Below are 16681 nucleotides of genomic sequence, written 5' to 3' on the forward strand. Positions count from 1 at the left end.
GAACCTCCTGCAATTTGATTGCTCGCACTCTCCAGATCGAATACAGAGAAACCATCGCTGTTCGGATCACAAACTTCCAGTGGCCTAGGTATTACAGCGGTTGGGCCCTGGGTTACGTTCAACACCAATGAAGTAGTATCATAACATCCTGTGGTGCTATTCTCTACCCTTACATATACTGTTTGCGGATTACTGGTATTGGTATATGGAATGGATAGAGGGTTCACGCCATTTTGCGCTTCCGCTAAAGTCTCATAATAGCGCACTATAACATTTGGTGCACCTGCCGAGATCGACCCGTCATTGTCGGACAGAGTGAATTCAGTTAAGTTTGACGCACCATTGCTGCACTCATTCATTGGGCTTGGGGCAACTACCGTTGGCAATGAATTGACAACCAAAAGGAATGAACTTACAGAGAAGCATCCTGTGGTGGTGTTTTCCAATCTGATCCATATTTGCTGGGGAGTACTTGTATTGGGATAAAGCACTGTTGTATCAATTGGACCTGTTGCAGTTTGCGCATCCGATTGTGTGGTATAATAGGTAACCGATACTCCCGTTTGTCCATTTATTATCTCGCCAGTCTTGGTTGGCAAATCAAAGTTCTCTACTCCAACTGCAGGATTACTGGCATCACATAATTCATAATTACTGATAAAAGAATTTGGGATTGGGCTTGGATTCACTACTAACTGAAGTTGCGTGAATGAAGGACATTGTGGGGCCGCACTGTCAAATACTCGCACATATATCGTTTGGGTGTTCGGATTGATATTCAGATAAGGACCTGCGGGTATTTGGGCACTGGTAGGGGTTTCATGGTACGTCACGCTAAGACCAGGTTGCCCGGCAGTAATCTCATTGTCTTTAGTGGATAATAAAAAACTGGCAAATCCATCATTATTATCATCACAAGCCGGTAAAGGCGTTGGATCTGTAATTGTTGGGGCGCTCACAACCGATACCGTTGCGCTTCCGCTTTGGTTTTGAGAACAGGTCAGTGTTCCCGCGGTCGTGGCTACACTTACTAAGTTATAAACCGTCTGAAGCGTTAAGTTTCCGGTAGCTATTATCGAGTTTCCAGATCCATCTAAAGTGGTTGTGAGGTTTGATCCATTATTGATAGTATAGGTAACAACTGCATTTGGAGTTCCATTGAAAGTAATACTGGTACCGCTGCCTGAACATACGGTCGTCGTCACTGCGGATATACTTACTGTCGGTAGTGGGTTCACCGTAACGCTTCCTGGCGCGCTCCCGCTGGTACAGTTTGTTGTCGTATTGGTAATAATCACATTGTAGATACCTGCTACCGGAGTAGTGAAACTCGCCACATCACCAGGGGCAGTCGCTCCTGCAGGTACACTCCAAGCATAAGAATAGGCACCCGCAGTTCCAGGGGTAGCCGTTACTGTCGCACTCGTGCCCGCACAGATCACAGGGCTGTTTACGGTGACCGTTGGTAAAGGGTTTATCGTAACTGTTCCTGATGCGCTATCGCTGATACAGGCGGTGGCCGTATTGGTGATAATTACACTATAATTTCCGGCAGTTGTTGTGGTGAAACTTGCCACATCGCCAGGGACGCTAGCTCCTGATGGTACACTCCAGGCATAGGAATAGGTACCCGCAGTTCCAGGGTTAGCCGTTACTGTCGCACTGGCTCCTGCACAAATCACAGGGCTGTTCACCGTGACCGTTGGTAATGGGTTTACCGTCACTGTTCCTGGCGCACTCGCGCTGACACAATTGTTGGTGGTATTGGTGATGACAACACTGTAAGTTCCGGCAATCTGAGTGATGAAACTCCCCACATCGCCGGGGGCGCTCGCTCCTGTTGGTACATTCCACGCATAGGAATAGGCTCCAGGGGTTCCAGGGGTAGCCGTTACTGTCGCATTCGCGCCAGCACAAACCACAGGGCTGTTCACCGTGACCGTCGGTAATGGGCTTATCGTCACTGTTCCTGGCGCGCTCGCGCTGATACAGTTTGTGGCCGTATTGGTAATGATAACACTATAATTTCCTGCAGTTGTTGTGGTGAAACTTGCTACATCACCAGGGGCTGTCGCTCCTGCCGGTACATTCCACGCATAGGAATAGGCTCCAGGGGTTCCAGGGGTAGCCGTTACCGTAGCGCTGGCTCCGGAACAAACCACAGGACTGTTCACCGATACCGTTGGTAATGGATTTACCGTCACCAAAAAACTACCTTCATCTGTACAAACCGGCGTAGTATTACTTTGGACGAAAACAAAAATTTGCTGAGTAGTCGTTATTGCTGTAAGTTCCGGTATCATTGTTGCCAGATTTCCGCCTGTAGCCGAATGATAACTGCTTCCAGTTGGAAGATAGGGAAGAATGTATTGGCCACATACCGAAACATCGCTAACCACCGGTGGAGCTACAGGTGGTAAAGGTATTAAATTGAATTGTTTTACACGGGTACATGCCGCACCATTTATATCTACGATACTCATATAAATCGTTTGTCCTGAGCTATTAAAAGCTGTAGGATTTGGTATTGGATTTGACTCAGCTTGTGCTTCACTATAAGACAAATGATAATTTATTATATAATCCGCAGGATTTAAACTTCCTCCAAGGACAATGCCCGTATTAGTTGTCAAATCAAAGGTAGCATCACATTGTGTTTTATCTACCGGAGCATTGGTTAAGTCGTTTGCGACTACTACCGTAACATTTTTTTTAATCACTTCTGGCGCACCAGCACACCTGCTATAAACAGCTTGAGCAGTATAAGTTGTCGTTACCGTCGGAGTTACGGTAATATTGGTATTCGTACTTATTGGCGTAGCTCCTTGCAACCATTGGAACGTTACCGCTGAAGGTCCCGACGGTGTAAAACGCCAGGCCTCATTAGTAGCTGACCAGTTTCCGGTATTTCTGCCAGGGGGTGCATACGCCAGGGTTCCGGCAGCATTCTGAATACCGATAAGTCCAACACCGCCCTGCCACGGATTACAAGGTGTCCTGTTTTGCACATAGACTTCAATTATATTGGATATTTCATAAAGTACCATTTGATAGTTTTGTAAACCCACGCCTTGATTACAATTATATTGGCCCAGACGATAAAAATTTACTATTAATTTTCGACACGGTGCATTTCCATACAGAACATAATTTATAGATACTCCAGCGGGAGATGGCCCCAACAAAGGATTGGTGTCCTGTAAAACGCCATAAATAGAATTCTTCCATGGAAAGCCCGGATTGGGTATGGATTGGTTAAATGACCACCCTGAAGTTCCATTTGGGATAACATTTGCAAAAGTGATCAGCCCGTTAGACCCGACATTGGCTTTCGTATAGTTAACACCAAAAAAACAGAAATCAAATGGCAAAGTGATATTTGGTGACCAAACATCGTCCGTATTTACAGAAATAGGAACCCAATTTGGAGGAGTAGGATTAGTTGGATCAGGGTCAATAAATGCAGCCTGGGGACAATATGGGATAGAGGTTACAGTATATTGCGTTGTCGTTCCCAAATCCTGAAATGATGCGGAAAGATCTCTTGATTCTCCAACATTACAGATTTTAGCTGGTTGGAGTAAATTGACATTCCCCGCTAAAACTGTAGCGCAGCCGTTTGTCTTTACCTCTGCCTGCGCGCTGCCGGTCAAATTAACCATACATCCGGTAGGGACACTACTGATTGATTGTAATGTGAAGGTCGTCGTAGTTTGAATTACCGGCGTCGCAAAAGTTGCTACCCCCGAAGCACCTATAGCTACATTAGTGCCCACGCCACTTGATGACAGAATAGAAACAGTTGTATTTGGTGTACCGGTAACAGTCATCGTGGCACTGTATCCAGCACAAACGATAGCTCCTGAAATGGTGGCCGTAGGAAGCGCGATGACGTTAATGGTTTTTGTTAAATTCGGATTATTGAAACATAAAAGACCCGCGCTTTGAACCCCCACCAAATTATATGTAATAGGTCCTAAAGCCGAAGTGTTTATATTTATACTTATACTATTCCCTATAATAGTGGTTACAGTTTGGCTTGCACCCCCATTAATATTATAAGTAAAAGTGTACGGTGCAACACCATTAGCTCCTGTGAAGGTTAACATCGCCGACCCACTATTTAAACAAGCAGAAGCAGCGCCAGTCATAGTTGCAGTAGGCGAAATTACCTTGACCTCTGCACTCATAGAAACAGCATTTGCACAAGTTCCGCTCTGAACACCTATTAAATTATAAGTAAATGTACCTAAGACTGAAGTAGGAGCATTTACAGTAACACTGTTACCTGAAGTGGTCGTGATACTTTGGTTTGCACCACCATTAATGTTGTAAATAAATGTATAAGGTGCTGTGCCGTTATTCCCTGTGAAAGTTATTACCGGAGCAGCTCCGTTTAAACAAGCTGTCGCATTGCCACTAACAAAGCCTGTGGGTGCCAAAGGTTGTGCTATAACTACACCCGTAACCGATACCGTTTGACTCGCACTATCTGTAATTGATAAATTATAAGTTCCCGGAGAAAGATTTATAAATATACCCGTCGCATTAGTAGCCGAACTGGTTCCTGAAATTGAATAGGATAAATAAGGAGCCGTTCCCCCTGATCCTGTGATTACAAAACTTCCGTCACTTGTATTGTAACACGAAGGATTAGTTCGAACATAATTAAGCACTAAAGGGGCTCTTAACCTCTTATCTGCAGCTGGTCCGTTAAAACCGACGCCTATTTCTGCACGCTTAAAAACTCCATTGGTAATAAGATTTTCAGCATTTAGGTTATCACAAAATAAACTTAAAAGTAACAGTAGGTAAATCTTTTTCATTATGGGCGTAAATTTAAGCTGGGAAAATTACATAAATATACTGTAAATTTATCGTAAAATTAAAAATTTAACACCGGCATATAATCCTATTGTAATATTAATTACCTTTGCAACACGAATACAACACCTATCATAACACCTATTCATAACACCAAAATTAATGACAAATAGCAACGATTTTCAAGACGAAATTGGAGATAACCATATCGCAACTAACGCGAAAAACCCAGTAAGGAATGATGCATTTGATATTTCTGACGAACAAAAAATTGAGCGCATCAAGAAAGACGTTGAGAACATTCTGAATACTCTTGGAATGGATTTGACTGACGACAGTATGAAAGGAACGCCGAATCGAGTTGCCAAGATGTTTGTCAAAGAAATTTTTGGAGGTCTTAACCCAGCCAAAAAACCAAGTTCTTCTACTTTCGACAATAACTACAAGTATGGAGAAATGCTGGTAGAAAAAAACATCACTCTTTATTCTACCTGTGAACACCATTTACTTCCTATTATTGGTAAAGCGCATGTTGCTTATATTTCCAATGGTAGAGTTATCGGTCTTTCTAAAATGAACCGATTGGTAGAATTTTATGCCAAAAGACCTCAGGTTCAGGAACGATTGACGATGCAGATCGTACAGGAACTTCAAAATGCTCTTGGTACCGAAGATGTAGCCTGCGTAATTGATGCGAAACATCTGTGCGTGAATTCAAGGGGAATAAAAGATATTGAAAGCAGCACCGTTACTTCTGAATTTGGAGGTAAATTTAAAAACGAACAGACACGCAGAGAATTCTTGGATTATATTAAATTAGACACCAAGTTCTAAAACAAAAGGAATTCCAGCTAGCCCTGATAGCAGCGGTATCCCACACTTTTTCAGTGTGGATATAGCGAATAGCAGGAATCAGCTCCTGATTGCCACGTTCCTCGCAATGACTAACAAAATACTATTTATGCCATTATTCAAAACCCAAACCCTAAAAATATACAATTCTCTTTCGGGAGAAAAAGAAGTTTTCACGCCAATCCATGAAGGAAATGTGGGAATGTATGTTTGCGGCCCTACGGTTTACAGCAATGTGCATTTGGGAAATGTGCGGACATTTATGTCTTTTGACGTAATTTTCAGATACCTGAAACATTTGGGATACAAAGTGCGTTATGTGCGAAACATTACCGATGTGGGTCATATTGTGGATGATGTGGATGAAGGGGAAGATAAAATTGCCAAAAAAGCCCGTGTTGAACAGTTGGAACCGATGGAAATTGTACAACGTTATACGGTAGATTTTCATCACATTCTTAAGGAATTTAATTTTTTATCCCCAAGTATCGAGCCAACTGCGACCGGTCATATCATTGAACAGATAGAGATTGTTAAGAAAATCATCGACAACGGTATCGGTTATGAGGCGAATGGTTCGGTTTATTTTGATGTGGTAAAATTTAATGAGACCAATCATTACGGGAAATTAAGCGGTCGGAACATTGAAGACATGCTGGCCAATACCCGTGATCTTGACGGACAATCAGACAAACGAAATTCACAGGATTTTGCCCTTTGGAAGAAAGCAGAACCACAACATATTATGCGCTGGCCTTCGCCCTGGAGTGAGGGATTTCCAGGCTGGCATTTGGAATGTACGGCTATGAGCACTAAATATTTAGGCAATCATTTTGATATTCACGGTGGTGGGATGGATTTGAAATTCCCACATCATGAATGTGAAATTGCCCAAAATGAAGCTTGTACCGGTCAGACTCCCGTAAATTATTGGATGCATGCCAACATGCTTACGCTGAATGGCAAGAAAATGGCCAAGTCAACCGGAAATAATATTTTGCCCGGGGAAATCCTTTCCGGTGAAAACGATATATTGAGTAAGGCATTCTCGCCGAGCGTGACCCGATTTTTTATGCTGCAGGCCCATTACAGAAGTATCCTTGATTTTTCTGATGATGCGATTGTTGCTGCAGAGAAAGGACATAACCGTTTGATGGAAGCCATGCAAGGGCTACTTGAAATTGAAGCAGGGGCTGCTTCTACTTTAGATATTGAGACCTGGAAAAAAGCCTGTTACGATGCAATGAATGACGATTTCAACAGTCCGATTTTAATAGCACATTTGTTTGAAGGCGTTCGTTATATCAATTTACTAAAAGACAATTCGGCCACACTATCTGCAGCGGATTTAAAAGTTTTCACAGCTACAATGCAGGCGTTTGTATTTGATGTGTTGGGCCTTTTGGAAAAAGAAAATGAGAACCAAAACGGAAAACTGGAAGGTGTCGTTAATATGCTTATCGGCATGCGAAATGAGGCAAGAGCCAATAAAGATTTTGCGATGTCGGACCAGATTCGGGATCAATTGATTACTTTGGGCATTCAGCTAAAAGATGGTAAAGAAGGAACTTCCTTTTCGCTATGATTTCATTGTTAAGAGCTGCGTTATACCAGAATTTAAATCTTTTGCGTTTTGACTTTTAAACAAATAACCATATTTCCATTAGTAATGCTTGTCCGTTTTTACCAGACAGCCATCTCCCCTTTTACGCCTTCCGCGTGTCGGTTTGAACCAACCTGTTCTACCTATATGATACAGGCACTGCAGAAACATGGACTGTTCTATGGAGGGTTTCTCGCCATCAAACGGATCTTAAGCTGTCATCCTTGGGGAAAAACCGGTTATGACCCTGTTCCAACCTCACGCCAACCCTCTCCAAAGGAAAGGGAGGCAGAAGCTAAGAAATGCAGTCATAAACATTAACTTCAATTTGTGCTACAGTTCTGTAGTAAATTTTCTATTTTTACCCTATCGTTGTTTAATAACATAACACCCGCTTATCATGGTTTGGAATCCTTCAGAAGGTATAGATTTAGGTTTTTTTGTAGTTCGGTATTACAGTTTGATGTTTGTGGTGGCCTTTGGATTGGGCTGGTACATCATGAAAAAAATATTTGAACGTGAGAACGAGCCTATCGAAAAATTAGATTCGTTGTTTATATGGACTGTTGTGGCTACTTTACTCGGAGCCCGATTAGGACATGTATTTTTTTACGATTGGGAATATTTCAGAAACCATTTGGGTGAGATTTTATTGCCGTTCCGATTTTCGCCGGAATTTGAATTCACCGGTTTCCAGGGACTTGCCAGTCACGGTGCAGCCATTGGAATCATCCTTGCGATGTACTTTTTTAGTAAAAACGTTATGAAAAGACCGCTGTTATGGGTATTGGACCGGGTTGTTATACCGGTTGCCAGCGGCGCTATATTTGTCCGGTTAGGGAACTTCTTTAATTCTGAAATTGTAGGTAAACAAACGGATTCTGCCTTTGGCGTAAAGTTCATCAGAGATCATTTCAGTCCACGTGATGCCGTTAACGCCACTAAAATAGCCAATCCAAACGAAGCCTATCATGCGATTGCCACCAACCCGCAATATGCTGATTTGCTTCAGATGGTCCCAGCCAAACATCCGGCGCAATTATATGAAGCACTTTGTTATGTCTTTGTATTTGCCATTTTATTTTACCTCTATTGGAAAACCAATGCCAGAAACAAAAAAGGATACCTTTTGGGAGTATTTTTAGTATTGTTATGGAGCGTTCGATTTGTAGTGGAGTTCGTAAAGGAAAGCCAGGGTGGTTTTGAAAGCAATTTAGGCCTTTTTACCACTGGACAGTGGCTAAGCATACCTTTTATCATTATAGGGTTATTTTTCATCTTTAAAGCCAGGAAAATGATTCAGGTATAGTGTTTAGAAACCCTTTATATTATAAAAATAAAACCACTTCTTTAAGGAGTGGTTTTATTTTTCGTGGGCAGTGATTTCACGCTACAAAATCAGTTTTACAAATTGAGTAAAAAAAAGATTAAATTCGTATAAATAAAAAATCCAAATTCGTTGGTATAAATTTGTAACAATTTTAAAATTGAAGCAGTTTCTAAAACAATCAAAATGGCATCAGGTTTTTTCGCACTATTAGATGATATCGCAGCAATTATGGATGATGTTGCAGTAATGAGTAAAGTTGCAGCAAAAAAAACGGCTGGTATTTTAGGCGATGATTTAGCCGTAAATGCCGAAAAGGCTTCCGGATTTATTTCGTCAAGAGAACTTCCCGTATTGTGGGCAATTGCAAAAGGTTCCTTCATCAATAAAGTAATCATATTACCCATCGCATTTCTGCTAAGCGCATTTTTACCTGGGGCTGTTGTAATCATCTTGGTACTTGGAGGACTTTATTTAGCCTATGAAGGTGTCGAAAAAATATATGAATACTTCTTTCCTCATGAGCATCCACAAAACAAAATTTCAATGGAACCGCTGACCGAAGAAGAAATTTTAACTTTTGAAAAGGGAAAAATAAAATCAGCAATAGTAACTGATTTTATTTTATCAGTAGAGATCGTAATTATTGCATTGGGCACCGTTACCGGAAAACCCATTTCATCCCAGATTATCGTTATTTCCATCATTGCAACCATAGCAACCGTGGGCGTTTACGGCATTGTAGCCCTAATTGTCAGAATGGACGAAGTAGGTTTAAAACTGATTCAACACAGTCCCAAAGAACGTAGTTTCACAAAAACCTTGGGCAATATTCTGGTACAAGCGTTGCCAAAGGTCATAAAAAGTTTATCGGTTATAGGTACTATCGCCCTGATATTAGTGGCTGGCGGAATATTTGTACATAATATCCGTTTTTTACATGATGTATTCCCCCAATTACCCTCCATCGTTACAGAATTTTGTATCGGACTTATAATTGGAGTACTTGTTTTGGGAATCGTAAACCTGTTCAAAAAGATAATTGGAAAAAGTAAGCAAACGAAAATTCGCACACCTTAGCTGCATAAATATTTAAAAACTATGAAACATAAGTCGAAAGTCTGGTGTTTTTTTTATGCCGTACCATTATTTAGGAGCAACACATTTGTTGTTTTTCATTACGGCTTTTTTATGCAAACAATTAGTATTATTTACCATAATACAGTGGTGGCACAATCACAAACTTAACCCAAAACTGACTGTTTACTTTGCATATGGTTTACCTTTAAGAAAAGTAAAATTATGTCAGATAAAAACAAGAAGCAGTTTGGTGTTTGGATGGATTCGCATAATGCGACCATCGTAGGGAAAGAAGATAATGATAATGGCGAATTTATCATTATTGGACACGTAAATAATGCAGGACCGGATAGTAATTCCAGTGAGAAAACGTCCAACAATCAGGAGATCGGCCTAACTCAGAAGTACTTCAAGGAAATCGCCAGTAAAATGCCAAATATTGATGAAATCCACATTACCGGAACAGGACAGATCCAAGAGCAGTTCATGAAGTTTCTGGCGGAAACCCCACAATATAAAAACGCATCAGCAACCGAAAGTACTTCCAATAAAATGAGCGATGAAAATCTTGCAAGTTTTATTATGAAACATTTCAATTAATAATTTGCATATAATCACTAAAGACCGTTGATCATGTCAACGGTCTTTTTTATTAGAACAACTAACCAGTTCGCTTGTAGGCAAAAAAAAAGCCCGATTTACATCGGGCATTTTTTATATATGATTAGCAGTAATTATGCTGCAGTATTGTGCTCTTCTTCAATTCTTTTGTGTTCTGCATCAGAGATGGTATCCACAAGAACCGGAGTTGCAATAAATAATGAAGAGTAAGTTCCTACTACAATACCTATTAACATCGCAAAGATAAATCCTCTGATAGATTCACCACCGAAGATGAACATAATCAACAATACTAATATCATCGTTAATGATGTATTGATGGTTCTTGACATGGTAGAGTTAATCGATTTATTTACAATTTGATTAAAACTTCCTTTTTCTTTACCACCCAAGTATTCACGAACCCTGTCAAATACAATTACGGTATCATTCATAGAGTATCCGATTACGGTTAGGATCGCCGCGATAAAGTGCTGATCGATTTCCATTCCGAATGGCATGTATTTCCATAACAAAGAGTAAATCCCTAATACAAAGATAACGTCATGCGCTACCGCTGCAATCGCACCTAAGCTGTATTGCCATTTTCTGAAACTTATGAATAAGTAAAGACATACAATTAACATCGCACCAATAACAGCCCAATACGAGTTTGTCTTGATATCATCCGCTACTGTTGGCCCTACTTTTGAAGCTTGAAGAATTCCATATTGCTTGCCATCAGCACTGTTTACAAATTTCTCATAAGTCATATCTGCAGAGAAATGTCTCTTCAGGTTAGCAAACAAAATCTTGTTTATTTCAAGATCAGCTTCAGATCCTGATTGTTCAACTTTATATTTAGTAGTAATTTTTAACTGATTGTCTTTACCAAAGATTTTAACTTCAGCACTTCCGTCAAAAGCTTTTACTAATTCATGTTTCACCATTTCGGCAGAAACCGGTTTTTCAAAACGTACCTGGAAAGTTCTTCCTCCAACGAAATCTACACCTTGATTCAGTCCGTTAGTAGATAATGAAATAATACTTGCAATAACTACGAAACTTGAGAATGCATACGTCCATTTTTTGGCCCCCAAGAAATCATAATGGAAATTCGTGAAGAAGTTTTTAGAAAACTTAGTTACGAAAGTTAATTTATTTCCTCTGCTAACACTCCAGTCCAATAAGATTCTGGTAATGAAAATAGAAGTAAACAATGATGTTACGATACCAATTAATAAGGTAGTAGCAAAACCTTGGATTGGTCCTGTACCAAAAATCAATAAAACGGCTCCTGTCAAAACGTGTGTTACGTTGGCATCCACAATAGAACGCATCGCACCTTTCCAACCGAAGGAAGCATTAATGGCTTCATCGATATTTTTTCCGGCGCGTAATTCCTCTTTTGCCCTTTCATAGATAATGATATTCGCATCGACGGCAGTTCCCATTGTTAAAACGATACCGGCAATACCTGGCAAAGTCAATACAGCACCTAAGCTTGCTAAAATACCAAATAAGAATAAAAGGTTGACAGCCAAAGCGATGTTTGCATACAAACCAGCTTTACCGTAGTACACCATCATCCAAAGCGATACGATCAATAATCCAATAATTGCAGAAGTAGTTCCGTTATCAATAGCTTCCTGACCTAAGGATGGCCCTACCACTTCTGATTGTACAATTTCTGCAGAAGCAGGTAATTTACCCGCTCTTAATACGTTTGCTAAATCTTTAGTTTCTGTTACATCAAAAACACCTGAGATTTCAGATCTTCCACCAGAAATTGGTCCGCTGGACACTCCCGGAGCTGAATATACCACATCATCCAAAACGATAGCAATGTTGCTTTTTTGAGTAAATGCCCTTCCGGTTAATTCTTCCCAAGCTTTTGCTCCCTGACCGCTCATTTGCATCGTTACCGATGGTTTCCCTAATTGGTCAAATGAATCTTTTGCATCAGTTACAACCCCACCGCTCATAGCGGCCTGATTGTCTCTGTTTCCTTTTAAGGCATACAGTTCAACTGTTTCAACTTCTTTTTTAGTTTTCTCATCTGTAGTCACAGAAGGTTTACCCCATACAAATTTGGCGTAACGCTGATCAGCAGCCAATAATGCTCTGATATCCTGTCTTTTTAAATACCCGTTGATTGCTGCTGTATCTTTTGGAGCTACAACACCTAAAACCGGTCCGCCACCCTGAGCGACGAATTTTTCCAATAATGGACCTAAATCTTTTGATGAAGCAGCAGCTGTACTGTCTTGTGATTTATCTGTTAATAAGTTACTAAGTGAATCCGATACTGGTTTTGCAGTTTCTTTTACAGCAGAAGCTGATTTTTCAGTTACTTTCAACGCATTGTTAGCAGCCATTAAGAAATTACCAACTTCGTCAATTTTATATGTTTCCCAAAATTCCAATTGGGCAGTACTTTGTAATAATTTTTTAATACGATCTACATCTTTCGCACCTGGAAGTTCCACTAAGATTCTACCAGATTCTCCAATTTTTTGGATGTTTGGTTGTGTTACCCCAAATTTATCGATACGTTTTCTTAATACTTCAAAAGCACTACCGATAGACTCATCAACTTTTCTTCTGATTACTTTTTTAACCTCATTATCAGACATTTTGAAGTTCACTTCATCCCCTAATATTTTATTAGAGAAAACATCCGGTGAAGCTAATTTCAATGACCCGGCTGAAGCCTTGTCAAATTCGTCGAAAAATGCGTCTAAATAATCCTGGTTTCCTGTTCTGTTTTTAGTAGCTTCAGTTAAAGCCTGATTGAAGACAGGGTTTTTAGAGTTGTTCGCTAAGCCTTTAACGATATCTTTTACAGAAATTTGAAGCTGTACGTTAATACCGCCTTCCAAGTCAAGACCTTTATTGATTTTTTTGTCTTTTACTTCATTATAAGTAAAGTCAGTAAATCCAAGATTAAATACTTTTTCTTTCCCGATGGAATCTAAATATTTTAATTCTTTGTTTGAATCTCCCTTTGCAAATGATTTTGCATCACTTTCTACTTTTTGAGAAACGAAAGTGAAAGAAAGTTGGTAAATACTTACCAATGCAAATAAAATTGCGAAAAATTTAATAAGTCCTCTATTCTGCATTATTACTAAAATTAATTAATTTTTGTTTCTGTATTTTGTCAAAATCATCAATAAACATCTCAAGCTCTTCATTTTACTTAAAAATAAAAAAAAAATTGAGACATCATCATTTTTTTCAACCGAGCAAATATATAATTTACCAAAAGATTAACCAATTTATTTATTGATTAATCTCAAAAAAAAGACTGCAAAGTTTGCAGTCTTCTTTATATATTGTTTAAAAGCTTACGCTAAAACCGATTTCAGGTCAGCATTCATATTGCGTACTGCATCTGCACTTTTTGCAAACAACGCTTTCTCATTCTCATTCAGGTCGATAGTCAGAATTTCTTCGATACCATTTTTCCCAATGATACATGGTACACCGATGCAAATATCATTTTGTCCATATTCACCATCTAACATAACCGAACAGGCAATCATTTTCTTTTGGTCATTCAAAATACTATCTACCAAATAAGCCACAGAAGCACCGGGTGCGTACCATGCTGAAGTTCCTAAAAGACCTGTCAATGTTGCTCCACCTACCATCGTATCAGCAGCTACTTTGTCCAATTCCGTTTGTGAAAGAAATTCCGAAACCGGAATACCATTATAAGAAGCCAAACGCGTTAATGGAATCATAGTCGTATCACCATGTCCTCCGATAACCATAGCAGAAATATCATTTGATGGTTTATCCAATGCTTTTGAAAGGTAGAATTTAAAGCGAGAACTGTCTAATGCCCCACCCATTCCGATAATTCTGTTTTTTGGCAAACCTGTTGACTTTAAAGCCAGGTAAGTCATCGTATCCATAGGATTCGAAACTACCACTACAATAGTATCTGGAGAGTGAACCAATACATTTTCGACCACTGTTTTCACAATCCCGGCATTGATTCCGATTAATTCTTCACGTGTCATTCCCGGTTTTCTAGGAATTCCAGATGTAATTACAACCACATCGCTGTTAGCTGTTTTAGAATAATCATTCGTAATTCCGGTAACTTTGGTATTGAATCCAGTATTGGTAGCGCATTGCATGATATCCATCGCTTTACCTTCGGCAAAACCTTCCTTAATATCTAATAATACCACTTCACTTGCAATCCCTCTGTATGAAATTGCGTCTGCACAGGTGGCACCTACATTCCCAGCACCTACTATTGTAACTTTCATATTAATATTTTATTTGTTGGTTGATTTCATTTTATAATTATGCGCAATATTATGCATCAATATTAGCATATACGGCATTCTTCTCGATAAATTCTCTACGTGGTGGCACCTCATCACCCATTAACATTGAGAAAACGCGATCTGCTTCCGCTAAGCTATCAATGGTTACCTGACGTAAAGTTCTGAAACTCGGATCCATTGTAGTTTCCCATAATTGTTCCGCATTCATCTCTCCAAGACCTTTATAACGCTGAATAGCGGCACTTCCGCCCATTCTTTCATTAGCCTGGTCACGCTGAACATCATTCCACGCATATTCCTTTTTATTTCCTTTTTTCACTAAATACAAAGGTGGCGCAGCGATATATACGTGTCCTTCCTCGATTAATTCTTTCATGAAACGAAAGAAGAACGTTAAAATCAAAGTAGAAATGTGGCTACCATCGACATCGGCATCACACATAATAATCACTTTATGGTATCTTAGTTTTTCTATGTTCAATGCTTTACTGTCTTCGGCAGTACCTATGGTTACTCCAAGAGCTGTAAATATATTTCTGATCTCTTCGTTTTCAAAAACTTTATGAACCATTGCTTTTTCCACATTCAGAATCTTACCACGCAATGGTAAAATCGCCTGAAATGCTCTGTCACGGCCTTGTTTTGCCGTTCCACCCGCCGAATCTCCCTCGACAAGATATACTTCACATTTAGCCGGATCCTGTTCCGAACAATCTGATAATTTTCCAGGTAATCCACCACCACCCATAACAGTTTTACGCTGCACCATTTCACGTGCTTTCTTCGCTGCATGACGGGCCTGAGCTGCAAGAATTACTTTTTGAACGATGATTCGGGCATCATTTGGATTTTCTTCCAAATAAGCTTCAATCATATCACCAACCGCTTGACTTACCGGCGAAACAACTTCTCTGTTACCTAATTTGGTTTTGGTTTGTCCCTCAAATTGAGGTTCGGCCACTTTTACCGAAATAATCGCTGTTAATCCCTCGCGGAAGTCATCCCCGGCAATTTCAAACTTCAGCTTATCCAACATTCCGGAAGCATCTGCATATTTCTTTAAAGATCTGGTAAGACCAGTTCTGAAACCCTGCAAGTGTGTTCCTCCCTCGTGGGTATTGATATTATTTACATAAGAAAAAATATTCTCGGTATAACTGGTGTTGTAAATTAACGCCACCTCAACCGGAATTTCTCCTTTTTCAGAATCCATCGAAATTACGTGAGAGATAATAGGCTCGCGGTTCCCATCCAGATAACGGATATATTCTTTCAGACCTTCATCAGAATGGAAAATTTCAGAAATGAAATTCCCGTCCTTATCCAATTCTCTTTTATCGGTAAAAGTAATTGTGATTCCTTTGTTCAGGAACGAAAGTTCACGCATACGAGCTGACAAGGTATCATAAGAAAACTCGGTCGTTTGTGTAAAAATAGTATTATCAGGATAAAAAGTAACAATCGTTCCTCTTTTATCGGTAGTTCCAATTTGTTTTACAGGATAAAGTGCTTTTCCTCTTTCATATTCCTGCTCATATACTTTACCGTCTCTGTGAACCGTAGCTCTCAAATGATTGGACAATGCATTCACAACAGAAACCCCGACACCGTGCAATCCTCCGGAAACTTTATAGGAATCCTTATCAAATTTACCACCGGCACCAATTTTGGTCATTACAACCTCCAGCGCCGAAACGCCTTCTTTTTTGTGCATATCAACCGGGATTCCACGTCCGTTATCCTCAACAGATACAGAACCATCCTCATTTATATCAACCCGAATGGTGTCACAATGACCACCCATCGCCTCATCGATAGAGTTATCCACCACCTCATAAACCAAGTGATGCAAACCTCTTACCCCTACATCTCCAATATACATCGAAGGACGCATCCTTACGTGCTCCATTCCTTCTAACGCCTGAATACTATCTGCTGAATAATTATTCTTCTTGATATCTTCGCTCATATAAATTTATTCTAAAAAATGTAATTTTTCTCTAACAGGCAAATATATAAAAACGAGAATGATTAACTACGGAAAACACTATATTTAGGAGTGAAGTTATTAACATTTTGTTGATTAAT

The 16681-nt window shown here is 39.8% G+C and carries 9 protein-coding genes and 1 pseudogene; 6 read left to right on the top strand and 4 right to left on the bottom strand.

The genetic code is table 11. The features are described from left to right. Positions 1-4826 (bottom strand): annotated as a pseudogene (locus tag FNW07_RS04345) (hypothetical protein); the annotation flags it as partial. Positions 4827-4986: 160 nt separating this feature from the next. On the opposite strand from FNW07_RS04345, the gene folE reads away from it, so the two are divergent. The 6 genes from folE (at position 4987) to FNW07_RS04375 (ending at position 10286) form a co-directional block, all read left to right on the top strand. Further along, entirely contained in the window at positions 4987-5658 is a 672-nt protein-coding gene (gene folE / locus FNW07_RS04350; RefSeq protein WP_126743748.1) for a GTP cyclohydrolase I FolE, read from the top strand. Positions 5659-5785: 127 nt separating this feature from the next. Beyond that, entirely contained in the window at positions 5786-7261 is a 1476-nt protein-coding gene (gene cysS, locus FNW07_RS04355; RefSeq protein WP_126743749.1) for a cysteine--tRNA ligase, read from the top strand. Between the two features lie 84 nt (positions 7262-7345). Then, entirely contained in the window at positions 7346-7600 is a 255-nt protein-coding gene (gene yidD, locus FNW07_RS04360; RefSeq protein WP_126743838.1) for a membrane protein insertion efficiency factor YidD, read from the top strand. A gap of 79 nt (positions 7601-7679) precedes the next feature. Further along, on the top strand, positions 7680-8588 hold the full coding sequence (gene lgt, locus FNW07_RS04365; protein WP_126743750.1) for a prolipoprotein diacylglyceryl transferase: 909 nt from the start codon (positions 7680-7682) through the stop codon (positions 8586-8588). Between the two features lie 204 nt (positions 8589-8792). Further along, the gene (locus FNW07_RS04370) at positions 8793-9686 is read left to right on the top strand and encodes a DUF808 domain-containing protein (protein ID WP_126743751.1); all 894 of its coding nucleotides are present in this window, start codon (positions 8793-8795) and stop codon (positions 9684-9686) included. 222 nt (positions 9687-9908) lie between these two features. Next, positions 9909-10286 (top strand): hypothetical protein, encoded by a 378-nt coding sequence (locus FNW07_RS04375; protein WP_126743752.1) that lies wholly within the window; start codon positions 9909-9911, stop codon positions 10284-10286. 134 nt (positions 10287-10420) lie between these two features. Here FNW07_RS04375 and secDF read toward each other — a convergent pair whose 3' ends face one another. The 3 genes from secDF to gyrB all read right to left on the bottom strand — a co-directional run bounded on the left by secDF (position 10421) and on the right by gyrB (position 16562). Beyond that, the gene (secDF, locus tag FNW07_RS04380) at positions 10421-13411 is read right to left on the bottom strand and encodes a protein translocase subunit SecDF (RefSeq protein WP_126743753.1); all 2991 of its coding nucleotides are present in this window, start codon (positions 13409-13411) and stop codon (positions 10421-10423) included. A 225-nt stretch (positions 13412-13636) separates the two neighbouring features. Next, the gene (locus FNW07_RS04385) at positions 13637-14572 is read right to left on the bottom strand and encodes a malate dehydrogenase (RefSeq protein WP_126743754.1); all 936 of its coding nucleotides are present in this window, start codon (positions 14570-14572) and stop codon (positions 13637-13639) included. Positions 14573-14621: 49 nt separating this feature from the next. Continuing rightward, positions 14622-16562 (bottom strand): DNA topoisomerase (ATP-hydrolyzing) subunit B, encoded by a 1941-nt coding sequence (gene gyrB, locus FNW07_RS04390; protein WP_126743755.1) that lies wholly within the window; start codon positions 16560-16562, stop codon positions 14622-14624. Between the last annotated feature and the right edge of the window lie 119 nt (positions 16563-16681).

Source organism: Flavobacterium sp. GT3R68 (assembly GCF_007109225.1).
In the GTDB taxonomy this organism is placed as follows: domain Bacteria; phylum Bacteroidota; class Bacteroidia; order Flavobacteriales; family Flavobacteriaceae; genus Flavobacterium.

Coding starts and splice junctions, on each gene's coding strand:
- secDF (WP_126743753.1), bottom strand. CDS start 13,411: ATGCAGAATAGAGGACTTATTAAATTTTTCGCAATTTTATTTGCATTG.
- FNW07_RS04370 (WP_126743751.1), top strand. CDS start 8,793: ATGGCATCAGGTTTTTTCGCACTATTAGATGATATCGCAGCAATTATG.
- gyrB (WP_126743755.1), bottom strand. CDS start 16,562: ATGAGCGAAGATATCAAGAAGAATAATTATTCAGCAGATAGTATTCAG.
- yidD (WP_126743838.1), top strand. CDS start 7,346: ATGCTTGTCCGTTTTTACCAGACAGCCATCTCCCCTTTTACGCCTTCC.
- folE (WP_126743748.1), top strand. CDS start 4,987: ATGACAAATAGCAACGATTTTCAAGACGAAATTGGAGATAACCATATC.
- FNW07_RS04375 (WP_126743752.1), top strand. CDS start 9,909: ATGTCAGATAAAAACAAGAAGCAGTTTGGTGTTTGGATGGATTCGCAT.
- FNW07_RS04385 (WP_126743754.1), bottom strand. CDS start 14,572: ATGAAAGTTACAATAGTAGGTGCTGGGAATGTAGGTGCCACCTGTGCA.
- cysS (WP_126743749.1), top strand. CDS start 5,786: ATGCCATTATTCAAAACCCAAACCCTAAAAATATACAATTCTCTTTCG.
- lgt (WP_126743750.1), top strand. CDS start 7,680: ATGGTTTGGAATCCTTCAGAAGGTATAGATTTAGGTTTTTTTGTAGTT.